Source organism: Ammonicoccus luteus, from assembly GCF_050880385.1.
Taxonomy (GTDB): Bacteria; Actinomycetota; Actinomycetes; order Propionibacteriales; family Propionibacteriaceae; genus Enemella.
This window is the reverse complement of the sequence record NZ_JBNZCI010000001.1, coordinates 861669-883333: the sequence shown is the minus strand read 5'-3', so window position 1 is coordinate 883333 and position 21665 is coordinate 861669. Positions and strand designations below refer to the sequence as shown.

Below are 21665 nucleotides of genomic sequence, written 5' to 3'. Positions count from 1 at the left end.
TCGGGCCTCGGGTGCGAGTGGCTGCCCGCGATTTAACGCGGGAGGGGCGTAGGGCATGAACATTCGCTCGATGGCATAACTATGCGCTAGGCTTCCGGGCATGTCCAAGGTTCTGACCAGTCTCCCTGTCGGTGAACGCGTCGGCATCGCCTTTTCCGGCGGGCTCGACACCTCTGTTGCTGTCGCGTGGATGCGTGAGAAGGGCGCGATCCCGTGCACGTACACGGCTGATATCGGGCAGTACGACGAGCCGGACATCGAGTCGGTCCCCGGGCGTGCGGGGGAGTACGGTGCGGAGATCGCCCGCCTGGTCGACTGCAAGGAGGCGCTGGTCGAGGAAGGGCTCGTCGCGCTGATGTGCGGCGCCTTCCACATCCGGACGGCCGGCAAGGTTTATTTCAACACCACCCCGCTCGGTCGCGCCGTGACCGGCATGTTGCTCGTGCGGGCCATGAAGGACGACCAGGTCGACATCTGGGGCGATGGCTCGACCTACAAAGGCAACGACATCGAGCGGTTCTATCGCTACGGCCTGTTGGCCAACCCGAACCTCCGAATCTACAAGCCCTGGCTGGACACCGAGTTCGTCGATGAGCTCGGTGGCCGCGACGAGATGAGCCAGTGGCTCACCGAGCGCAACCTGCCCTATCGCGATTCGAAGGAAAAGGCCTATTCCACCGACGCCAACATCTGGGGCGCGACTCATGAGGCCAAGCGACTGGAACACCTCGACACCGGCCTCGACATCGTCGAGCCGATCATGGGAGTCGCCGCGTGGCGTGAGGACGTCGAGATCGCGACCGAGGAGGTCACGCTGACCTTCGAGCAGGGGCGGCCGGTCGCGATCAACGGCCAGGACTTCGCCTCCGATCCCGTCGGTCTGGTGATGCTCGCCAACGAGATCGGCGGCCGGCACGGACTCGGGGTCTCCGACCAGATCGAGAACCGGATCATCGAGGCGAAGTCCCGCGGCATCTATGAGGCCCCCGGCATGGCGCTGCTCCACATCGGTTATGAGCGGCTGCTCAATGCGATTCACAACGAGGACACGATCGCGAACTATCACAACGAGGGCCGGCGGCTCGGGCGCTTGATGTATGAGGGGCGCTGGATGGATCCTCAGTCGCTCATGCTGCGCGAATCGATCGTGCGGTGGGTCGGCTCGGCCGTGACCGGATCGGTGACCGTCCGCTTGCGCCGGGGCGACGATTATCAGTTCCTCGACACCTCCGGTCCGGGGCTCAGCTATCACCCGGAGAAGCTGTCCATGGAGCGGGTCGGTGACGCGGCGTTCGGGCCGGAGGACCGCATCGGTCAGCTCACCATGCGCAACCTCGACATCGCCGACTCGCGGGCGCGGCTCGAGCAGTACGCACAGATCGGCGTCGTCGGCGGGGCCACCGCCGAGCTGGTCGGCGAGCTGGAGAGCGGTGGCGCCCAGGCCATCTCTGCCGGACGTCCGGAAGAGGAAGGCGAGGAGCTCCTGGACCGCGCCGCGTTCGACCTCGGCGTCGACTGAAATCGCCCGCGAAACAGCGGGCAGAAGCCCGCGAACCATGGTGAACCGATGACGAACAAGGGCGAGGTGATGGAGTCCACACGAAGTGCTGTGACGCCAGTCCTGTTCGTTGTCGGTCTCCGGATCTAGGCTTGTCAGAACGCGTCAACGCCAGACGCAGAAAACCCAACGGAAGGCAGACACATGGCCACCGAAACCACCGGCACGGAGGACACCACGCTCACCGACAGCGTCAGGGTCACCCGCACGCTCCCGCAGTCGATCAACCGCGTGTGGGATTCCCTGATGGCCCCTGAGGGCGCCAGCGCACTGCTCGGCGAAGGCGGTGAACTGGGCAACAAGGGCGACGGCTGGCAGGCCACCGACGGCAGCTATGGCGTCACTCGCAGTTTCCATCCCCTCGAGCAGATCCGGTTCTCCTGGCACGCAAACGAAGACGCCCCGGCGACCCTGGTCGACCTCCATATGCGTTCCCTCGGTGACGACAGCACCGAGCTGGAGCTCGTGCACGAGAACCTGCCCGGTGACGTCGATCGCGAGTGGCTCGCCCAGCACTGGGATGCCGCACTCACCCGCATCGAAGAGCAGGCGAACTGATTTCGGTCCCCGCTACCGACCTTCCGGCCCCCGCACCGTGGCGCAAGCCCTGCGGGGGTCGTTCGCGTCCGAGCCGCATTCCCGATCAGGGCGAACATGGGTTATTGTTCCTCGCATGGCTCGGTGGACCCTCCTCCTTGGGTGCCGCAGCGAGGTCCTCTGACGGGATGGCCTCCTCGCTGCGGAGTCTCGCGCGCCGTCCCGCCGATGACCATTTCGATCAGCGAGGACACCAATGACTTTCTCTCCCAATGCGTTCGGCACCCGGGTTCAGACCAAGCCCGTGCAGCAGCCGAGCCCGATGCCCTACCACCGCTATACGGCCTTCCAGCCGGTCGACGTCCCTGATCGGACATGGCCGACCAAGAAGATCACCAAGGCTCCGCGCTGGCTGTCGACCGACCTGCGGGACGGCAACCAGGCGCTCATCGACCCCATGACTCCCGCGCGCAAGCGGCGCATGTTCGACATGCTGGTGCAGATGGGCTACAAGGAAATCGAGATCGGTTTCCCGTCCGCGTCGCAGACCGACTTCGACTTCGTGCGGCATCTGATCGAAGAGGACGCGATCCCCGACGACGTGCACGTGTCCGTGCTCACCCAAGCGCGTGAGGACCTCATCGAGCGCACCGTCCAGTCACTGGTTGGCGCCAACAAGGCCAACATCCACCTCTACAACGCGACCGCGGAACTGTTCCGTCGCGTCGTGTTCGGCATCGACGAAGCCGAGTGCATCGCGCTGGCGAAGCGGGGCACGGAGATGGTGATGAAGTACGCCGAACAGAACCTCGGCGACGTGAAGTTCGGTTATCAATATTCCCCGGAGATCTTCACGCAGACCCCCACAGATTTCGCCATCGAGGTCTGCAACGGTGTCATGGACGTGTGGCAGCCCGAGGCTGACCGCGAGATCATTCTGAACCTGCCGGCCACGGTCGAGATGTCGACGCCGAACACTTATGCCGACCAGATCGAATATTTCGGTCGTCACGTCCGCAACCGTGACCACGTCGCGATCTCGCTGCACCCCCACAACGACCGGGGCACCGCGGTGGCCGCCACCGAGCTCGGCGTCATGGCCGGTGCGGATCGCGTGGAGGGCTGCCTGTTCGGTCACGGCGAGCGCACCGGCAACGTGGACCTGGTCACCCTGGGCATGAACCTGTTCAGCCAGGGCATCGACCCGATGATCGACTTCTCCAACATCGACGAGATCCGCCGGACCGTTGAATATTGCACCGGTCTGCCCGTTCATCCCCGGCACCCCTATGCCGGCGACCTGGTGTTCACCGCCTTCTCCGGCTCCCACCAGGACGCCATCAAGAAGGGCCTCGAGGCGCTGGAAAAGGAGGCGACCGAGCAGGGCAAGGGCATCCACGAGATCGCCTGGGAGGCGCCTTATCTGCCGATCGATCCCCACGATGTCGGGCGCACCTATGAGGCCGTGATCCGCGTCAACTCGCAGTCCGGCAAGGGCGGGATGGCGTACATCATGAAGGCCGACCACAAACTCGACCTGCCGCGTCGTCTGCAGATCGAGTTCTCGCGCGTGGTTCAGCGGGAGACCGACGAGACCAGCCACGAGATCACCTCGGAAGAGCTGTGGGAGATCTTCCAGAACGAATACATCCAGGCCGACGGTCCACTGCAGGTGTCCAGCATCAAGACCGTGAACAACGGCATCGACACCGTCGACGCATTGGTCTCGATGAACGGCGAGGAGTTCTGGATCCACGGTGAGGGCAACGGCCCGGTGTCGGCGTATGTCGATGCGCTCTCCAGCTTCGGTCACCGCGCCGTCCGCGTCCTCGATTATCGCGAGCACGCGATGGCCGCCGGCGGCGATGCCAAGGCTGCCGCGTTCGTCGAGTGCGAGATCGGGGAAGCCGAGGAGGCCCGCATCATGTGGGGCGTCGGCATCCACGAGAACATCATCACCGCGTCGCTGATGGCGGTGAACAACGCGGTCAATCGCGCGATTCGCTGAGTCTGCGTAACCGAAACCCGGCCCGGTCCCACAGTGGTGCCGGGCCGGGGGCGTTATCGCGTGCGACCGGACAGGTCGGGTGGCGGAGTGGTCGGCCGGATCACGTGTCCCCGTCCACCCAGCCCATCGTCCGCTCGACGGCCTTGGTCCAGTTGCGGTGCAACCGGTCGGCCTCGGCGCGGTCCATGGCGGCGGACCAGCGGAGCTCCTCGGACCAGTTGCCGGTGACTTCGTCGGTGCCGGACCAGAATCCGACGCCGACACCAGCGGCATAGGCGGCGCCCAAAGCGGTCGTCTCGATCACCGTCGGCCGGATGACGTCGATGCCCAGTTGGTCGGCCTGGAACTGCATCAGCAACTCGTTGGCAGTCATGCCGCCGTCGACGCGTAATTCGGAGATCGGCCTGCCCGAATCGGACTGCATTGCGTCCAGCACGTCGCGGGTTTGGTAAGCAGACGCCTCGAGCGCCGCCCGCGCCAGGTGCGCCTTGGTCACGTAGCGCGTGAGCCCCGCAATCACCCCGCGGGCGTCGTCGCGCCAGTGCGGGGCGAAGAGGCCGGAGAAGGCGGGCACGATGTACGCACCCCCGTTATCCTCCACCGACGCCGCGAGTTCTTCCACTTCGGGGGCGGAGGCGATCAGGCCGAGGTTGTCCCGCAGCCACTGGATGAGCGACCCGGCGACCGCGATGGAGCCCTCGAGCGCATAGACCGCGGGCTCGCCCGCGAGCTGATAGCCGACCGTCGAAACGAGTCCTGACTTCGACTCGATGACCTCATCGCCGGTGTTGGTCAGCACGAAGCAGCCGGTGCCATACGTATTTTTTGCCATGCCGGGTGTGAAGCAGGCCTGACCGAACAGCGCAGCCTGCTGATCGCCGAGAACGCCCGTGATCGGCCTGCCTCCCAGCAGGCCGGTCGACCCGACCGTGCCGAAGTCGCCCACCGACGGCCGGATCTCCGGAAGCATCGACCGGGGGATGTCCATCGCCCGCGCGATCTCCTGGTCCCACTCGAGCGTGCGCAGATCCATCAGCATCGTTCGCGACGCGTTGGTCACGTCCGTGACATGCAGGCCGCCGTTCGGGCCGCCCGTCAGGTTCCAGATCAGCCACGAGTCGATCGTGCCCATTCGCAAATGCCCGGCCTCCGCGTCCGCTCGCGCGCCCTCGACGTTGTCGAGGACCCAACGGACCTTCGGTCCCGCGAAATAGGTCGCCAGCGGCAGACCGACGCGATCCTTCCAACGGTCCGCCCCCTCATCACCGCCGAGTTCGCGGCACAGTTCCGCCGTGCGCGTGTCCTGCCAGACGATCGCGTTGGTGACCGGCTGGCCGGTGCGGACATCCCACACCACGGTCGTCTCGCGCTGGTTGGTGATGCCGATCGCGGCGACGTGCAGGTGGGTGATCCGGGCCCGCGTGAGCGCCAGCGCGACGCATTGAATCGTGTTCGTCCAGATCTCCATGGGGTCGTGCTCGACCCAGCCGGGCCGGGGGAACAACTGCTGGTGTTCGGCCTGGCCGGCCGCGACCGCGTGTCCGGCATGGTCGAACACGATCGCCCTGGTCGAGGTGGTGCCCTGGTCGATGGACAGGACATATTTTCGGTCGGTCATCGGGCTGCCTCTGGCTTGTCCGTCTCGGTGGCGTCGGGGATCACCGTGTTGGGGATGGCGCCGCCATAGCGGCGGTCGCGTTGGGCGTACAACTCAATGGCTTGCCACAGGTGACGACGATCCCAGTCCGGCCAAAGGGTGTCGAGGAAAACCATCTCGGCATAGGCGGACTGCCACAGCAGGAAGTTCGAAAAGCGCTGCTCGCCCGAGGACCGCACGAAGAGGTCGACATCCGGGATCTCCGGCTCGTCGAGGAACGCGCGGAACCGGTCCTCGGTCAAGCGCGCCGGATCGAGCTTGCCTTGTTTGGCGAGCTCGGCGACCTGACGTGCGGCGTCGACGATCTCGGCCCGACCGCCGTAGTTCACGCAGAACTGCAACACCAGCGTGTCGTTGTTCCTGCTCTGTTCCTCGGCGGTCTGGAGCTCCTTGATCACCGAACCCCATAGCCGGGGGCGACGTCCGGCCCAGCGCACGCGCACTCCCAGATCATCCAACTCGTCCCGTCGCCGGTGGATCACATCGCGGTTGAACCCCATCAGGAACCGCACCTCGTCGGGGGAGCGACGCCAGTTCTCGGTGGAGAAGGCATAGACCGACAGATATTTCACCCCGATCTCGATCGCGCCCTCGATCACGTCGAACAGCACCGCCTCGCCGGCTTCGTGCCCCTTGGTCCGCGGCAGGTTGCGGGCCTTCGCCCAGCGCCCGTTGCCGTCCATCACGATCGCCACGTGCTGAGGGATCACTTCCTTGGGCAGCACGGGTGGTCTGGCCCCGGACGGGTGGGGGCTGGGCGTGCGTCGTGGTGGGACAGGCTTGGACTTCCGGCTCACAGTCGTGAGCGTAGCGACTCCGGCCGACATCGGGGCAGCCACCGAAATCGGCGCGTGGCGACGCAGACGAGAGGTCGCGATGATGGCCGAAGCCCATTGACACCCTGCCGGCCTTACTGGAATCTAACTCTCATGAACAACTGGCTCCTTCGTGGCAGCACGGCCGTCGCCGCCGGAATCCTCGCGCTCGGTGGGTCTCTCGGCACCGCATACGCCGAGACGACTGCTTCTGCCGACGCTCCTCGATATGCCGCCCTCGGCGATTCCTTCTCTGCAGGAGTGGGGACCGGCAGCCCTGCGACCTCCTGCTTCCAGTCACCCGAGGGCTATCCCGCCCTGATCGCGAATGCGACCGGATGGGACCTCGACTATCTGGCGTGCTCCGGCGCCACGATCTCCGGGATCGCCGCGCAGGTCGACCAGCTCGAGCCGGGCACCGACTACATCACGGTCACCGCCGGCGGCAACGATGTCGGCTTCTCGAATGTGCTGCTCGCCTGTGCCCTGCAGCCGGACGAGGCCTGTGCCGCGGCGGTGGCGTACGCGGAATCCATCGCGGCCAGCCCGCAGTTTGCGGCCGGCCTCGCCGGGCTGTTCGGCAAGATCAACCTGGCCGCTCCCGATGCCACAGTGGTAGTCGTCGGCTATCCGAACCTGTTCAAGCACGATGACTGCCTCGATGGGCAGGCTTTCACCCGGGCCGAGTTCAAGCTGCTCAACCAGGCCACTGACCGGCTCAACGCGGTGATCAAGGCACAGGCGGAGGCAGCCGGTCTTGTGTTTGCCGACCCGACTCCGGCGTTCAAGGGCCATGCGAGCTGCGCCCGGGTGCCGTACGTCAACGGCCTCACCGACCAGGTCGCGCTCTTCGAACTGTTCCACCCAAACGATGCAGGACAGGTTGCGTACGCCCGCGTGGTCGCCCGGCAGTTCGGCGTCAACGGAATCGTCACCAGGGCCACGGCCGGAAACTGAGTCGCCGGGACGCACGGCGCGGTGTCCAGCTGTTCCCCCTCGACGCGCTGACGAGCTCCGCACGAGATCGGCGGCGACGTCGGGGATAATTGGCCGGTGGCCACCTATCGTGATGAAGCCGTCGTGCTGCGCACCCACAAGCTGGGTGAAGCCGACCGCATCATCACCCTGTTGTCGCGTCGGCACGGGAAGGTACGCGCGGCCGCGCGCGGGGTGCGTCGCACGTCGTCGAAGTTCGGTGCCCGGCTCGAACCGTTCAGCCACATCGACGTGCAGCTGGCCACCGGCCGCAGCTTGGACATCGTCGCGCAGGTGGAGTCGCTGCATGCGTTCGGCGATCGGCTGGCGGGGGACTTTCCGCGATATACGGCCGGGCAGGTCATGCTCGAGACCGCCGACCGGTTGGTGACCGAGGAGGGACAGCCTGCGGTGCAGCAGTACCTGCTCCTCGTCGGCGCACTGCGCGTGCTCAACGAGGGCACCTCCGACGGACCGAGGGAGACGGCGACGATCCTCGACTCATTTCTCCTGCGGTCCCTGGCAGTGGCCGGCTATGCGCCGACGTTCACCGACTGCGCGAAGTGCGGCACCGAGGGCCCGCACCGGGCGTTCTCCCCGGCAGCCGGTGGCGTGGTGTGCAGCGTCTGCCGCCCGCCGGGGTCGGCGCAGCCCAGGCCTGCGACGCTGACGTACCTCGCCGCGCTGCTCACCGGAGACTGGCCCGCGACCCGCGAGGCCACTCCCGAGGTCATCCGGGAAGGCAGCGGACTCACTGCGGCGTTCGTGACCTGGCACCTGGAACGAGGCCTGCGGTCGTTCGCGCATCTGGAGCGCTGATTCCTGGGCTGGGTCGCCGACAGCGCCCTGCGGTCCGGGTTTTTGGCGGATCGGGCGCTCGCACCCTGAGATGTACCAACAGAGTTGGTGCAACCTCGCCTGGGGAGATGCTGCCGCTTCCTGTGGTACATCCCAGGGGCTGGTATGACCGAGAGGTCTTTCGGGCCGAGTGGGTGGCGGAACAGGCGGGGCGGGGCCAGTGCGGTCAGGCGCGCAGGTCGAACCCCAGATCCAGCACGACGGCCGAGTGCGTCAGGGCACCAACGGCGATGAAGTCCACGCCGGTCGCACCGACCGCGGGTGCATCGTTCAGCGTGAGCCCGCCGCTGGCCTCGGTCCGCACACCGGCGGGTCGGCACAGGGCGACAGCTTCGCGCATCTGAGCGGGAGTCATGTTGTCGAGCAGGATGAGTTCCGCGCCGGCGTCGATGGCCTCGCGCAGCTGGTCGAGGTTGTCGACCTCGACCTCGACGGCAATATCGGGGGAGTGCTCGCGCACAGCTGCGAAAGCCGCGGCGACCGAGCCGGCCGCCGCCACGTGGTTGTCCTTGATGAGTGCGGCGTCACCGAGCCCCATCCGGTGGTTGACGCCACCGCCGCAGCGGACCGCGTACTTCTGCAACACCCGCAACCCGGGCACCGTCTTCCGCGTGTCGCGGACCTTCGCCTCGGTGCCGGCCAGCGCATCGGCCCACGCTGCAGTCGCCGTCGCCACCCCGGACAACTGGCAGAGCAGGTTGAGCATGGTGCGCTCGGCGGTGAGCAGACAGCGCAGGGGACCGGTCACCGTCAGCACCAGATCGCCCTTGGTGACGCGGTCGCCGTCGGCGGCGACGAGCGTGGTGGTGGCTTGGACGCCCTGTTGTGCGGCCATCGTGTGCACCACCGCCGCCGCGATCGGGACACCGGCCAGACAGCCGGACGTGCGGGCAACCACATCGGCGGTGCCGGTCGCGTCGGCGTCGAGCGTGGCTTCGCTGGTCACGTCCGGACCCCAGGAGAGGTCCTCGGCCAGGGTGCGGTCGATGACCTCGGCAACGTGTGCGGGATCGAGGCCCGCGTCGGTCAGGGCATCGGTGATCTCCGTGGGCCAGCTGGTCATTCGGGGTCCTCCTCGGCGTTGATGGGTTCTTGGCGAATCCGCAGCCCGCCGTTCAACCGCAACGCGAGCCGGCGCACCCACGCCGGCACCTGCTGCGGATGGTCCGCGCGGCGGTGGCAACCCCGCGATTCGGTGCGGGCGAGGGCAGAGGTTGCGACGAGGGTGCCGACGGTACGCAGATTCTCCGCATCGAGACTCTCATGGCAGAAGTCGTCCGTCGCCGGAAGCTCGGCCAGCGTCCGCAGCGCCGCCCGCAGGCCCGCATCGGTCCGGTGGACCGACACGCCCTCGTCGGTCGCTCGACGGAGGTCGACGAGAGCCGCTGGATCGGTCACGGGAGCAGCAGCCCTGCGTACTGTCTCCGCCGGAGTCCAGCCGAACCGGTCGCCGACCAGCAAAGCGCCCAGCCGCTCACCCGCGACGAGCCCCTCGGTCACGGAGTTGGAGGCCAGGCGATTTGCACCCTGGACCCCGGTGGCGGCGACTTCGCCGACGGCATAGAGACCGGGTACTTCCGTCGTGCCCTGCAGATCCGCCGACACCCCGCCGCACAGATAGTGCGCGGCGGGCCGGACCGGGATGGGCTCGGTGACCGGGTCGACGCCCCGCTCCCGGCACATGCCGAGGATCGAGGGGAAGTGCGACTCCCACTTGTCGGCGCCGAAATGTGTGGCGTCGAGGAACAGGTTGGGCTCGCCCGTGCGCGCCATGTGCGCCTCCATCGAGGAGGCCACGACATCGCGGGGGGCGAGGTCGGCGAGCGGGTGCAATCCCTGCATGACCCGGGCTCCGGTCCGGTCGATCAGGAAGGCGCCTTCGCCGCGGACGGCTTCGGAGATCAGTACGCCGCGGTCGCCCGGCCGCCGGTGGGCCTCCGGCACGACGAGGATCGTCGGGTGGAACTGGACGAACTCGATGTCCCGGATCGTCGCGCCCGCCCGCAACGCTGCGGCGATCCCGTCCCCGGTGGCGACCGAGGGGTTGGTGGTGAGGGACCAGAGCTGTCCGATCCCACCGGCAGCGAGGACTACCGCGGGGCTGGCGATCTCGCCGATCCGGCCGTCGGCGTCGATCACCCGCACGCCGCAGGCGGCGCCGTCGGCGTCGGTGAGGACGTCGATCAAGCGAGTATGAGCTCGGACCCGGATCGACGACTCCGGGTTGAGGATCGCCGCGTGGAGGGCGGCGGACAGGGTGCGCTGGACCTCGCGGCCGGTGGCATCGCCGCCGGCGTGCAGGATGCGCCGCGCGTGGTGGCCGCCCTCGAGGTGGAGGTCATAGGCGCCGGTGGCGTCGGTGTCGAACTGCGCCCCCAGCGTGATGAGCTCTTCGATCGCCTCCGGGGCATTCGTCACCAGGTCCCACACCGCGTCGACATCGCACAGACCCGCTCCCGCCGTGAGCGTGTCGGACACGTGCAGGGCCAGCGAGTCCTCGTCGGACCACACCGCGGCGAGGCCACCCTGGGCCCAATCCGTGGCGGTTTCGGTGATCTCTCCGCGGGTGACGACCAATGTGTCGATCCCGGCCGTCGCCAACTCGACGGTCGTCGCCAGACCTGCGGCGCCGGAGCCGACCACCACGACCTGCGCGGTGTCGGTCCAGGCGACCGGAGGGGTGGCGAGCTCGCGACCGATGGCGCGGCCGCGCGTTCCGGGGCTCGGCAGGCCGGGAGCCGGCCGGGAGTCGGCGGCGGGGGCGGCCGGCGGCCGCCGGGCACCGGATTCCGGATTGTTCACGCGATCATTCCCCGCTGCCGGGGTTGCCGATGGCCACCATGCGCTCGACCGCCGCGCGGGCGCGGGCTGCGGTCTCCGGGTCGACATCGACCTCGTCGACGCCTTCCTGCAGGCTCCGCAGCAGCTTCGGCGGGGTGATCATCTGCATGAACCGGCACGCGGCCTGGGGGTTCACGGCTTGGAAGTCCGTCTTCTGATTGGCCTTGCGCAACTGATGGAGCATCCCGACCTCGGTGGCCACGAGGACCTTCTTGGCCGTGGTCCTGCGCGCCTCATCGAGCATGCCGCCGGTGGACAGAATGTGGGTCCGGTCCTTGGGGATGTCGCCCGACGACGCCATCCACAAGGCGCTGGTCGTGCAGCCGCATTCGGGGTGGACGAACAACTCGGCCTCGGGATTGTCCTTGACCTGCTGCTCCAGGTCGGCGGGGGAAATGTCCGCGTGCACGTGGCACTCGCCGAGCCAGACGTGGATGTTCTTGCGGCCGGTCTCGCGACGCACGTGGGCGCCGAGGAACTGGTCCGGGCAGAACAGGATCGGGGTGTCCTCCGGGATCGAGCGCACGACGTCGACCGCGTTGGAGGAGGTGCAGCAGATGTCGGTCTCGGCTTTCACGGCGGCGGTGGTGTTGACATACGACACCACGACGGCCCCGGGATGCTCAGCCTTCCACTCCCGCAACTGCTCCGCGGTGATGGTGTCGGCGAGCGAACAGCCGGCGTTGGCGTCCGGGATCAGGACGGTCTTCTCGGGGGAGAGCAGCTTTGCGGTCTCGGCCATGAAGTGCACGCCCGCGAACACGATCGTGCTCTGGGTGGCGGTGGCGGCGAGCCGGGACAACGCGAGCGAATCGCCGACGTGGTGGGCGACTTCCTGGATCGCGGGCAACTGATAGTTGTGCGCCAGGATCACCGCGTCCTTTTCCTCGGCCAGCCGGTGGACCTCGGCGGCCCAGGCCTCGAACTCGGCCGGCGTCCAGTTCTGCCAGTCGTCGCTGGTCGGCAGCGAGCCGGCAGAGGTCTTGTCGGTGCCCAGATCGGTGGTCGTCATCGGTCCTCCGCGGTTCAGGGTTATCGCTCATTGGGCGAAAACTGGTTTTAGCCTAGCAAGCAAAAACTGGCCGTGTCTAATAGGGTGGCCCCGTGGAGCAGCTGGAGGAGCCTGTGGTGGCCCGTTTCCGCCATGAGGCGCTGGCGGTCATTCTGCAGGTCCGGCCGCGGGTGGCCGGCGCCGGGGAGCCTGCGTACACCCTCTCCGTCCTCGCCTGGCGCCGCCGCCGCGACCCATTCGCGGGTGATTGGGCGCTGCCGAGCGGTCCGGTCGGGCAGGACGAGGCGATCGGGGCGAGCGTACGCCGACACCTCGCGACCCAGGTCGAACTGGAGGAGATCTCGCACCTGGAGCAACTGCGGACCCTCTCCGCACCTGGGCGCGACCCGTCGCAGCGCACGATCGCCACCGCCTATCTGGGACTGGTGGCCGCCACGAGCGAGCCGCGTCTGCCGCAACATGCGGCCTGGTTGCCGGTGGGGGACCTGCCCTCGATGGCCTTCGACCATGCCCACGTGATCGACGAGGGGGTGGCGCGGATGCGGTCGAAGTTGTCGTACACGAATCTTGGGTTCGCGCTGGTTCCCGCCGAGTTCACGCTCGCGCAACTCCGGGACATCTATGAGGTGGCGCTCGACCAGGAGATCTCGGTCACGAACCTGCAGCGCATCCTCCGCCGGCGCGCTCAACTCGAGGCGACGGGAGGTTTCGGCGAGCCGGGGGAGAACGGTGGCAGACCGCCCCGGCTCTATCGCTTCACCGCGCGGGAACTGGAGGTCACCGACCCGTTCGCGGTGTTGCGGCCGTCCCGCTAGACCTTCTTGACCGACGATTGGTCAGCAGTTGCGGCAGACGCCGAAGATCTCGAGCTCGTGGTCGGCGTCACGGAAGCCGTGGTCGCGGGCGACCTCGTCCGCCCACTGTTCGACCACCGGTGCGGAGATCTCCACGGCGTGGCCGCATTTGCGGCAGACCAGGTGGTGATGATGCGCCGCGGTGTGGCACCGCCGGAAGGCTGCTTCGCCGTCGTGCCGGATCACGTCCACCTCACCGGCGTCCGCCATGGCCTGGAGCGTGCGATAGACCGTCGTGAGTCCGACGGCCTCGCCGTTGTCGCGCAGGATGTCGTGGATCTGCTGGGCGGTGCGGAAGTCGTCGATCTCCCCGAGCAGATCGCTGATCGCAGCCCGTTGCCGGGTTCGTCGCAGCCCCGGCTGCGGGGGCCGGGCCGGCAGGCGGGTCATGCGCTGCCTCCCACCGGGACGGCGTCGTGCGCATGGGCATCGGCCCCGCGGCCGTGCCGTGCCTTGAGGGCCGACACGGGCCAGGACAGAGCGAACACCGCGATTGCGAGCATGACGATCAGCGCACCGGGTGCCGTGTCGAAATAGAAGGACCCGACGGTCCCGCCGACGGCCGTGAGCACCCCGAGGCCCATCGCGGTCAGCAGCCCGGCGGTGAAGCCGCGGACCAGGTTGCCCGCCGCGGCGGCGGGGACCACCATCAGTGCGCTGACGAGGAGGAGCCCGACGGTGCGCATGGAGACCGTGACGGTGATGGCGGCGAGGACGACGATCAGCAGGTTGTAAGCCCGTGTCCTGAGGCCGAGCACCTTGGCGTATTCCTCATCGGTCGACACCGCGAACAGCTGCGGCGCGAGGCCCAGGGCTGCCAGGAGCACCACTGCGGACAGGATGGCGACCCACCAGACATCGCTGGTGGAGACGGTGGTCAGGGAGCCGAACAGATATTGGCTGAGCGCGGCGGCGCCCTGGCCGGCGACTCCCGCCATCAGGACGCCTGCGGCGAGGCCGCCGTAGAACAGGATTGCCAAGCCCACGTCACCGGTCGCCTTGCCGAACTGGCGGAGCAGTTCGACGGCGATCGCGCCGGCGGTGCACACGACGATCGCGACCGGCAGGGGAGCGGTGTTCGTCATCACGGCGAGGCCGACGCCCGCGATCGCCACATGCCCGAGACCGTCGCCGAGCAGGCTCAAACGGCGCTGGACGATATAGGTGCCGATGGCGGGTGCCATGAGGCCGGTGAGCAACGCGGTGATGAGGGCGCGCTGCATGAACGCGAAGTCGAGCAGGTTCACGAGCGTTCCCCGATCCAGGGGTTGTCCACGAGCCCGGGGCCACTGGTGATCTCGGTCGCCTCGGTGTCGTGTTCGTGGTGATGGTCATGGCCGTGCACGTGTTCGCGGCAGTCGGCGTGCAGGGAGAGCTCGCCCGTGGCGAGCAGCCGGGCTTGGTCGTCCTTGCTGGGCACTCTGCCGTCGTGCACCAGGTGCCCGTGGTCGAGCACGAGCGCCCGGTCCATCAGTGCACCGAGGGGGCCGAGCTCATGCAGGACGACAAGCATCGCGAGACCCTGTTCCTTCAACTCGCGCAGCAGGTCGGCCAACCCCCGCTGGGACGGCAGGTCGAGGCCGACGAGCGGCTCGTCGAGCACGAGCAGGTCGGGCTCGGTGGCCAGCGCGCGTGCGATCCGGGCGCGCTGCTGCTGACCGCCGGACAGTTCGCTCATTTCCCAGCCCTCACGACCCTGCAGGCCGACGCGGGCGATCAATTCGGTCACCAGCCGGCGCTCGGAGCGACCCACCATGGCGAAGGGTCGCCGGCGAGCGAGACGCCCCGTCGACACGACCTCCCGGACGCTGGCCCGCTGGAGCGCCGGATCCGAGTGCTGGGGGACGAAACCGATGCGGTGCCAGTCCCGGAACCGGGGGTGGGGGGTGCCGAACAACTCGACCGAACCCTTGTGCGGGACCAGATTCAGGATCGCCCTCAGCATCGTGGACTTCCCGGATCCGTTCGCCCCCATGAGGGCGACTGCCTCGCCTTGGCGGACCGTGGTGGTGGCGCCGGTCAGGGCCGTGGTGGCGCCGAGCACCACCTCGAGATCCTCGACCGCGAGCACGGTCGTGCCCGCCGTGGGCCGCCGATCGGCGGCCCGGCCGGGGGCTCGATCGGAGGAGGGGGAGTTCGTCAGCTGCACGCGTTCGCCGCCTTCAGTGCCGCGAGGTTGGAGTTCATGACCTCGAGATAGGTCGAGCCTTTCGACTGAGGTGTCAGCCCCTCCAAGGGGTCGAGCACGTCGGTCTTGAGGCCCAGGTCGCCGGCCACCGCTTCAGCCACGGCCGGGGAGACCAGCGTCTCATAGAAGATCGTGGTGACACCGTGCTCGCGGGCCAGTCGCTGCACTTCGGCGACCCGGGCGGGAGACGGTTCCAGGTCGGGTTCCAGGCCGCGAATCGGAATCTGCGTCAGGTCGTAGCGGTCGGTCAAATAGCCGAAGGCCGCGTGCGACACGATGATCTCGCGCCGCTCACACGTCGCCAGGCCGGACTTGAAGGACTCGTCCAGCGTCACGTATTCCCCCTTCAGCGCGTCCGCATTCGTCCGGAACGCCGACTGCTCCTCGGGGCGAACCTCGCCCAACTGCTCCGCGGTGGCATCCGCAATCTTGCGCATGTTGTCGAGGTCGAGCCACAGATGGGGGTCGGCGCTGCCGTGATTGTGACCGTCGTCCTCGGTGTGCCCCTCCTCGCCTGCGTGCTCGTTTTCGCCCGCGTGGGCATCCTCGCCGGCGTGGACGTGTTCGCCGGCCGCGTCGACGGTGTGGACCGTGGCCACGCGCGTCACATCCAGGGCCCGAGCCGGTTTGATCTGGGCGATGGCGTCATCGACCGCCGGCTGGAAGCCGCTCTGATAGATCACGAGGTCGGCCTCGGAGAGGGCGGCGATCTGGCGGGGGGTGAGTTCGAGCCCGTGGGCGTCCGCGCCCGGTTGGGTGAGGTTGGTGATCGTCGCGGCGTCCCCGGCCACTCGCTCGGCAGTGAACTGCAAGGGATAGAAGGCGACGACCACGTCGAGCTTGTCACCCGTCCCCGGGTCGTTGGTCGTGCTGCCCGTGCCCCCTCCGCAGGCCGCGGTGGCGAGCAGTGCGGCGGTGGCGAGAGCGACTCCGGCGGTGCGGGTGAATGAACGCATGGCCCCATCGTGGCATGTCGAAGTTGAAAATCAAAACCAATAAGGCGCGATCGTGGTGTGGCTTAGGGTTGAGGCCGTGATCGTGGTGAACAGGTTTCGTGGGGGTCCGGACTTCGATGCGCGGCTGGCGCCGGTGGTCGAGATTCTCCGTGGCAAGCCGGGCTTTCTCGATGCCCAGGTCGGCCAGAACCTCGACGAGCCGGATCTCTGGGTCCTCGTCACTCGATGGGAGAACGTGGGGTCCTATCGTCGGGCGCTCGGTGGGATCGAATCGAAGATGGTGGTGGTGCCGCTGCTGTCGGAGGCGATCGACGAGCCCTCGGCGTACGCCGCGCCCGACGTCGTGGGTGAGAACCTGCCGCGGTCCAACTGACGTTTCCCCGGAGTCCACTGACCGCGGCAACTGTCTGCGTTCGCGGAGTCCCGCTAGCCTGTGCTGCGGACCGACGGATGCCAGCCGGGTATCCGTGTGCCCCTAAATCGAGGAGTTCGTGTGGCGCCCCAGAGCAGGCTCGACAAAGTCATCAACCTTTGCAAGGACCGCGGGTTCGTGTTCCCCTGCGGAGAGATCTATGGCGGGACGAGGTCGGCCTGGGACTACGGTCCCTATGGCGTCGAGCTCAAGGAGAACATCAAGCGCCAGTGGTGGAAGACGATGGTCACCGGCCGTGACGACGTCGTCGGCCTCGACTCCTCGGTGATCCTCCCGTCCAAGGTGTGGGAGGCCTCCGGTCACCTCAAGGCTTTCGTGGACCCGCTGATCGAGTGCAAGTCCTGCCATCGGCGGTTCCGTGAGGATCATTTGCAGGAGGAGTACGCCGAGAAGAAGGGCATCGACAACCCCGACACGGTCGACATGGCGCTGATCGCCTGCCCCAACTGCGGCGCCAAGGAGCAGTGGAGCGAGCCGCGGCTGTTCAACGGTCTGCTCAAGACGTTCCTCGGCCCGGTCGAGGACGAGTCCGGTCTGCATTATCTGCGCCCCGAGACCGCCCAGGGCATCTTCGTCAACTTCGCCAATGTCATGACCACCGCTCGGATGAAGCCGCCGTTCGGCATCGGTCAGGTCGGCAAGTCCTTCCGCAACGAGATCACCCCCGGCAACTTCATCTTCCGCACGCGCGAGTTCGAGCAGATGGAGCTCGAGTTCTTCGTGCAGCCCGGCACCGACGAGGAATGGCATCAGCACTGGATCGATGCCCGCGTGGGGTGGTACACCGATCTCGGCATCGACCGCGACAACCTGCGCCTCTATGAGCACCCGCAGGAGAAGCTCTCGCACTATTCGAAGCGCACGGTCGACATCGAATACCGCTTCCAGTTCCAGGGATCGGAGTGGGGCGAGCTCGAGGGCATCGCCAACCGCACCGATTTCGATCTCTCCACGCACGGTGAGCATTCCGGCAAGGAGAAGCAGATGCAGTACTTCGATCAGCAGGCCAACGAGCGCTGGACGCCCTATGTGATCGAGCCGTCCGCCGGCCTCACGCGGTCGCTGATGGCGTTCATGGTGGACGCGTACGCCGAGGAGGAAGCGCCCAACGCCAAGGGCGGCACCGACCTTCGGACCGTCCTCAAACTCGACAAGCGCCTCGCGCCGGTGAAGGTGGCCGTGCTTCCGCTGTCGCGGAACGAGTCCCTGTCGCCGAAGGCTCGGGACTTGGCCGCGCAACTGCGGAAGAACTGGAACGTCGACTTCGATGACGCCCAGGCGATCGGCCGTCGCTATCGTCGCCAGGACGAGATCGGCACGCCGTTCTGCATCACCGTGGACTTCGACACCCTCGAGGACCAGGCCGTCACCGTTCGCGACCGCGACACGATGGGCCAGGAGCGCGTCGCGCTCGACCAGGTCGAGGGCTATCTCGCCCAGCGCCTGATCGGCTGCTGATCAGGAGGTCCCGGCGAAACTCTGGCGGCCGACCGGGCGGAAGACGACTAGAATGACCCGGTTCGTCGACCCGGAAGGCCGCTCGTCACTCCTATGCAGACCCTGCCCGCGTACGCCCCACTTGTCCTCGCCGCGCCCTCCCGCCCGGGTGCGGTCACCAGCACGACACCGGTCGTGCTGGCGCCGATGGCCGGGGTGACCAATGCGGCCTATCGGCAGCTGTGCCGGGAGCAGGCGGAGGCGGGCGGAGAGCCGGGCACCGGTCGCAAGGGGCTGTTCGTCTGCGAGATGATCACGTCGCGCGGGCTGGTGGAGCGTGACCGGAAGTCGTTGGACATGCTCGCGTTCGACCCGGGGGAGACGCTGCATTCGGTGCAGCTCTATGGCGTCGATCCGGCCACGATGGCGCACGCCACGGAAATCCTGTGCAACGAGTTCGGCGTCGCTCATGTCGACCTCAACTTCGGCTGCCCGGTGCCCAAGGTGACGCGCAAGGGCGGTGGCGGCGTACTGCCGTGGAAACGGGACCGGCTGCGCGCGATCCTCACCGCGACGGTCGCGGCGGCGGACCGCTACGGCGTGCCCGTGACCATGAAGACCCGCAAGGGGATCGATGCCGACCACCTGACCTATCTCGATGCCGGTCGGATCGCCGAGGAGTCCGGGTGTGCCGCGATCGCGCTGCACGGGCGCACGGTCGCGCAGTCCTATTCGGGGGAAGCCGACTGGGATGCCATCGCCGAACTCGTGGCCGCGGTGGACATCCCCGTCCTCGGCAACGGTGACATCTGGGAGGCCGAGACGGCTTTGCGGATGGTCGAACACACCGGCTGCGCCGGCGTGGTGGTGGGCCGTGGCTGCTTGGGCCGGCCGTGGCTGTTCCGGGACCTGGCGGACGCGTTCGCCGGGCGGTCGGAGCGCACGCTGCCGAATTTGGGTGAGGTCGCTGCGACCGTACGCCGCCATGGTGAACTGATGGCGTCACTCATGGGTGAGAAGCGTGGCCTCGCGGATCTCCGCAAGCACATGGCGTGGTATTTCAAGGGATACCCCGTGGGTGGCGACGCCCGCCGAGGGCTGGCGATGGTCAGCTCGGTCGCCGAACTTGATGACCGGCTGGCCCAGCTCGACCCAGCCGCGCCGTTCCCCACCCGGGAGTTGGGTGCACCGCGCGGGCGACAGGGTTCCCCGCGCGCGAAGGTCGTGATGCCGGACGGTTGGTTGGCCGACCGCTCCGGGCTCGCCCTCGACCTGTCCGGCGCGGAGAGCGATGTCTCTGGTGGTTGACGCGACCACATTCCTGAACGACGCTCTGCAGAGCGCTTGCCGAACTATGATCAACATCACGTCGCGGACGGCGTGTTTCGTTCCGCTAACGGGAACGCAAGTGTCTTGAAGAGGTCTGCCATGGAAAGTTAGGGTCTACCTCGCGGAGCGGCTGAGCCGCGGGGATCGGGGAAAGGGTAGTGAGGTAGTGCCGGAGATCATCGTCGAACCCAATGGGGTGAAGGTGCCTGTGGCTGAGGGCGACACCATCATGGCCGCGCTCAACAAGAATGGCTACACGTTCCTCCTCGGATGCCGTCGCGGTGGCTGCGGGATCTGCAAGGTTCGCGTCGTCGAAGGCACCATCGAGCACAACCGACCCGTCGCTGAGACTGCGTTGCCCGCCGAGGAGCGCGCCGAGGGAGTCTGCCTGGGCTGCCGGGCCGTTCCCCAGGGTGAGGAGATCAGGATCACTCTGCTCAAGTCAGCCCTTCGGGTGACAAACCCGTTGCTGCATCCCCCTGCTGCCTGATCGGCAGATTCAACGCTCGTCGACAAAGGAGTTGCTGTATGAGCGTCATGCGATTGGGTTACATCCACCTGCGGGTCACCGACATGGCGGAGGCGAAGAACCACTACGCCAACACGATGGGCCTCTATGAGATGAAGGCCGAAGGCAATCGTGTTTGGTACAAGGGTTGGGACGAGTGGAACCACCACTCGGTCGTGCTCGAAGAGGGCGGCGTCGGCGTCATCAAGTATGGCTTCAAGGTCGAATACGAAGACGACATCGCGGTCATCGAGAAGCGCGCCCAGGACTTTGGCGCCACCGTCGAGCGCATGTCCGCGGGCGAGAACCCCGAGGTTGGTGACGGCATCCGCATTCACACACCTTCGGAGCACGTCTTCGAGGTCTATCACCACATGACCGAGGTCAGCACCGAGGTCGGCACCCACAACCCGGAGGCGTTCCCGCGTCACCTGGTCGGCATCGGTGCCCCCTGCCTCGACCATTCGCTGCTCAGCACCGATGACCCGGCCCTGATGGAGAAGTTCTTCATCGCGACCTTCGACTATTTCACCACCGAGCGTGTTGCCACCTCGCTGGACGACGACGCCGACACCATCGCGGTGTGGATGACCAACAACAACATCTATCACCAGATGGCGGTCCTCAAGGGCCCGCAGGCCGGCATCCACCACTTCGCGTTCCGCCTCGAGGACTGGAACGAAGTGGGCCGGGCGGCGGACCTGATGGCGATGGACGATGTCCCGATCGACATCGGCCCGACCCGTCACGGCATCACCCGCGGCCGGACCGTCTATTTCTTCGACCCCTCGGGCAACCGCAACGAGGTGTTCGCCGGTGGGCTCCTCTCCCACCGCGACCGTCCGATGGTCACCTGGACCGCCGACCAGGTGGGCAAGGGCATCTTCTATCACGCACGGGAGCTCAACGAGCGCTTCACCACCGTGTTCACCTGATCGGTGGCAGCGCCGGATGCCACCGCGCCGGAGTTGCCCGCTGACCTGACCTGTTCACCCCCGCCTCATGGATCCCATGGGGCGGGGGTGACTCTGTCCCGGGGGACCCGCGATGGATAGCCTGAGCGGCGTCCACCAAACGAGTCGAACACTGGAAGGTCCCATGTCAGAGCTGACCAAGTCCCAGCCCACCCTCACCCGTGCCGGTGCGCGCGCTGCCCTCGACGCCGCCCTCGCCAAGGCCGAGGAGACGAACACCAAGATGAACATCGCCGTCGTCGACGCCGGCGGCAACCTCATGTCGTTCGAGCGCATGGACGGAGCGATGCTGATCTCGAGCGGCATCGCCCAGGACAAGGCCTATTCCGTCGTCATCGGCAACGGCCTCCCCACCTCCCAGTGGGTTCCGGCGCTCTCGGGCGACCCTGACCCCGGCCTGATGATCGGCTTTCCGCACCGTCCGCGCCTGGTGATGTTCGGTGGCGGCGTGCCGATCATGATCGACGGCCAGGTCGCCGGTGCTGTGGGCGTTTCCGGCGGTTCCGCAGAGGAGGACGCGACCGTTGCCCAAGCGGGCGCCGACGCTGTCACCGGCGGCTGACCCCTCCGATCGTCGATCCGGGGCGTCCGCAGGTTCTGCGGACGCCCCGTTTCCATTGCCCGGTCGGGACCGCTGAGGCGTCCGCGGGAGGGAGAAGGGGCTATTGCTCCCCGTCGGAGCGCGCGCCAGAATGCAGGCACGGACCGTCGCAGCCGGGCAGCGT

General features: G+C 67.4%; 21 protein-coding genes. 12 read left to right on the top strand and 9 right to left on the bottom strand.

Annotated elements, in window-relative coordinates:
* The first annotated feature begins 100 nt into the window (after positions 1–100).
* From argG to leuA, 3 genes are all read left to right on the top strand, one after another.
* Complete coding sequence (gene argG / locus ACQ260_RS04135) at positions 101–1519, top strand: argininosuccinate synthase (protein WP_432558122.1); 1419 nt, start codon at positions 101–103, stop codon at positions 1517–1519.
* 183 nt (positions 1520–1702) lie between these two features.
* Positions 1703–2116, top strand: coding sequence for an SRPBCC family protein (locus tag ACQ260_RS04130; protein WP_432558121.1), 414 nt, complete (start codon positions 1703–1705; stop codon positions 2114–2116).
* Between the two features lie 235 nt (positions 2117–2351).
* Complete coding sequence (gene leuA, locus ACQ260_RS04125; RefSeq protein ID WP_432558120.1) at positions 2352–4103, top strand: 2-isopropylmalate synthase; 1752 nt, start codon at positions 2352–2354, stop codon at positions 4101–4103.
* A 100-nt stretch (positions 4104–4203) separates the two neighbouring features.
* Here the strand turns inward: leuA and glpK are convergent, their stop codons facing one another.
* Together glpK and ACQ260_RS04115 are read right to left on the bottom strand one after the other, a co-directional pair.
* Complete coding sequence (gene glpK / locus ACQ260_RS04120) at positions 4204–5721, bottom strand: glycerol kinase GlpK (protein WP_432558119.1); 1518 nt, start codon at positions 5719–5721, stop codon at positions 4204–4206.
* Entirely contained in the window at positions 5718–6557 is an 840-nt protein-coding gene (locus ACQ260_RS04115) for an isoprenyl transferase (RefSeq protein ID WP_432558118.1), read from the bottom strand. The genes glpK and ACQ260_RS04115 overlap by 4 nt, the downstream gene beginning before the upstream one ends.
* Positions 6558–6689: 132 nt before the next feature.
* Here ACQ260_RS04115 and ACQ260_RS04110 point away from each other — a divergent pair, with 132 nt between their 5' ends.
* Both ACQ260_RS04110 and recO read left to right on the top strand, forming a co-directional pair.
* The gene (locus ACQ260_RS04110; RefSeq protein WP_432558117.1) at positions 6690–7532 is read left to right on the top strand and encodes an SGNH/GDSL hydrolase family protein; all 843 of its coding nucleotides are present in this window, start codon (positions 6690–6692) and stop codon (positions 7530–7532) included.
* A gap of 96 nt (positions 7533–7628) precedes the next feature.
* Positions 7629–8369, top strand: a complete 741-nt coding sequence (gene recO / locus ACQ260_RS04105; protein ID WP_432558116.1) for a DNA repair protein RecO — start codon at positions 7629–7631, stop codon at positions 8367–8369.
* A 205-nt stretch (positions 8370–8574) separates the two neighbouring features.
* Here recO and nadC read toward each other — a convergent pair whose 3' ends face one another.
* Genes nadC through nadA form a run of 3 tightly spaced genes read right to left on the bottom strand, consistent with a single transcriptional unit; the run spans position 8575 to position 12261 of the window.
* Entirely contained in the window at positions 8575–9471 is an 897-nt protein-coding gene (gene nadC / locus ACQ260_RS04100; RefSeq protein WP_432558115.1) for a carboxylating nicotinate-nucleotide diphosphorylase, read from the bottom strand.
* Positions 9468–11210, bottom strand: a complete 1743-nt coding sequence (gene nadB, locus ACQ260_RS04095; protein ID WP_432558114.1) for an L-aspartate oxidase — start codon at positions 11208–11210, stop codon at positions 9468–9470. Before nadB ends, nadC begins: the two co-directional genes overlap by 4 nt.
* A 4-nt stretch (positions 11211–11214) precedes the next feature.
* On the bottom strand, positions 11215–12261 hold the full coding sequence (gene nadA / locus ACQ260_RS04090) for a quinolinate synthase NadA (RefSeq protein WP_432558113.1): 1047 nt from the start codon (positions 12259–12261) through the stop codon (positions 11215–11217).
* Between the two features lie 92 nt (positions 12262–12353).
* Between nadA and ACQ260_RS04085 the strand changes: the two genes are divergently transcribed.
* Entirely contained in the window at positions 12354–13076 is a 723-nt protein-coding gene (locus tag ACQ260_RS04085) for an NUDIX hydrolase (protein WP_432558112.1), read from the top strand.
* A 21-nt stretch (positions 13077–13097) separates the two neighbouring features.
* Here the strand turns inward: ACQ260_RS04085 and ACQ260_RS04080 are convergent, their stop codons facing one another.
* The 4 genes from ACQ260_RS04080 to ACQ260_RS04065 are packed head-to-tail and all read right to left on the bottom strand — an operon-like array spanning position 13098 to position 16259.
* On the bottom strand, positions 13098–13505 hold the full coding sequence (locus ACQ260_RS04080; RefSeq protein WP_432558111.1) for a Fur family transcriptional regulator: 408 nt from the start codon (positions 13503–13505) through the stop codon (positions 13098–13100).
* Positions 13502–14362: a metal ABC transporter permease gene (locus tag ACQ260_RS04075; protein WP_432558110.1), complete on the bottom strand. Its 861-nt coding sequence runs from the start codon at positions 14360–14362 to the stop codon at positions 13502–13504. The genes ACQ260_RS04080 and ACQ260_RS04075 overlap by 4 nt, the downstream gene beginning before the upstream one ends.
* On the bottom strand, positions 14359–15264 hold the full coding sequence (locus ACQ260_RS04070; RefSeq protein ID WP_432558109.1) for a metal ABC transporter ATP-binding protein: 906 nt from the start codon (positions 15262–15264) through the stop codon (positions 14359–14361). Before ACQ260_RS04070 ends, ACQ260_RS04075 begins: the two co-directional genes overlap by 4 nt.
* On the bottom strand, positions 15255–16259 hold the full coding sequence (locus tag ACQ260_RS04065; protein ID WP_432558108.1) for a metal ABC transporter substrate-binding protein: 1005 nt from the start codon (positions 16257–16259) through the stop codon (positions 15255–15257). The genes ACQ260_RS04070 and ACQ260_RS04065 overlap by 10 nt, the downstream gene beginning before the upstream one ends.
* A 76-nt stretch (positions 16260–16335) precedes the next feature.
* Between ACQ260_RS04065 and ACQ260_RS04060 the strand changes: the two genes are divergently transcribed.
* The 6 genes from ACQ260_RS04060 to ACQ260_RS04035 all read left to right on the top strand — a co-directional run bounded on the left by ACQ260_RS04060 (position 16336) and on the right by ACQ260_RS04035 (position 21502).
* On the top strand, positions 16336–16632 hold the full coding sequence (locus tag ACQ260_RS04060) for an antibiotic biosynthesis monooxygenase family protein (protein WP_432558107.1): 297 nt from the start codon (positions 16336–16338) through the stop codon (positions 16630–16632).
* Between the two features lie 120 nt (positions 16633–16752).
* Positions 16753–18150, top strand: a complete 1398-nt coding sequence (locus ACQ260_RS04055) for a glycine--tRNA ligase (protein ID WP_432558106.1) — start codon at positions 16753–16755, stop codon at positions 18148–18150.
* 93 nt (positions 18151–18243) lie between these two features.
* Positions 18244–19437 carry a tRNA dihydrouridine synthase DusB gene (gene dusB / locus ACQ260_RS04050; RefSeq protein ID WP_432558105.1) on the top strand — a complete coding sequence of 398 codons (1194 nt, stop codon included), beginning with the start codon at positions 18244–18246 and terminating at the stop codon, positions 19435–19437.
* A gap of 187 nt (positions 19438–19624) precedes the next feature.
* Positions 19625–19948: a 2Fe-2S iron-sulfur cluster-binding protein gene (locus ACQ260_RS04045; RefSeq protein ID WP_432558104.1), complete on the top strand. Its 324-nt coding sequence runs from the start codon at positions 19625–19627 to the stop codon at positions 19946–19948.
* 38 nt (positions 19949–19986) lie between these two features.
* On the top strand, positions 19987–20901 hold the full coding sequence (locus tag ACQ260_RS04040; RefSeq protein ID WP_432558103.1) for a catechol 2,3-dioxygenase: 915 nt from the start codon (positions 19987–19989) through the stop codon (positions 20899–20901).
* Between the two features lie 163 nt (positions 20902–21064).
* Positions 21065–21502 (top strand): GlcG/HbpS family heme-binding protein, encoded by a 438-nt coding sequence (locus tag ACQ260_RS04035; RefSeq protein WP_432558102.1) that lies wholly within the window; start codon positions 21065–21067, stop codon positions 21500–21502.
* Positions 21503–21665: the final 163 nt, after the last annotated feature.

Excerpts from the sequence above, each read along its gene's own strand:
- argG (WP_432558122.1), top strand. The coding sequence starts at position 101 with ATGTCCAAGGTTCTGACCAGTCTCCCTGTCGGTGAACGCGTCGGCATC.
- ACQ260_RS04130 (WP_432558121.1), top strand. The coding sequence starts at position 1,703 with ATGGCCACCGAAACCACCGGCACGGAGGACACCACGCTCACCGACAGC.
- leuA (WP_432558120.1), top strand. The coding sequence starts at position 2,352 with ATGACTTTCTCTCCCAATGCGTTCGGCACCCGGGTTCAGACCAAGCCC.
- glpK (WP_432558119.1), bottom strand. The coding sequence starts at position 5,721 with ATGACCGACCGAAAATATGTCCTGTCCATCGACCAGGGCACCACCTCG.
- ACQ260_RS04110 (WP_432558117.1), top strand. The coding sequence starts at position 6,690 with ATGAACAACTGGCTCCTTCGTGGCAGCACGGCCGTCGCCGCCGGAATC.
- nadC (WP_432558115.1), bottom strand. The coding sequence starts at position 9,471 with ATGACCAGCTGGCCCACGGAGATCACCGATGCCCTGACCGACGCGGGC.
- nadA (WP_432558113.1), bottom strand. The coding sequence starts at position 12,261 with ATGACGACCACCGATCTGGGCACCGACAAGACCTCTGCCGGCTCGCTG.
- ACQ260_RS04080 (WP_432558111.1), bottom strand. The coding sequence starts at position 13,505 with ATGACCCGCCTGCCGGCCCGGCCCCCGCAGCCGGGGCTGCGACGAACC.
- ACQ260_RS04065 (WP_432558108.1), bottom strand. The coding sequence starts at position 16,259 with ATGCGTTCATTCACCCGCACCGCCGGAGTCGCTCTCGCCACCGCCGCA.
- dusB (WP_432558105.1), top strand. The coding sequence starts at position 18,244 with ATGCAGACCCTGCCCGCGTACGCCCCACTTGTCCTCGCCGCGCCCTCC.
- ACQ260_RS04040 (WP_432558103.1), top strand. The coding sequence starts at position 19,987 with ATGAGCGTCATGCGATTGGGTTACATCCACCTGCGGGTCACCGACATG.
- ACQ260_RS04035 (WP_432558102.1), top strand. The coding sequence starts at position 21,065 with ATGTCAGAGCTGACCAAGTCCCAGCCCACCCTCACCCGTGCCGGTGCG.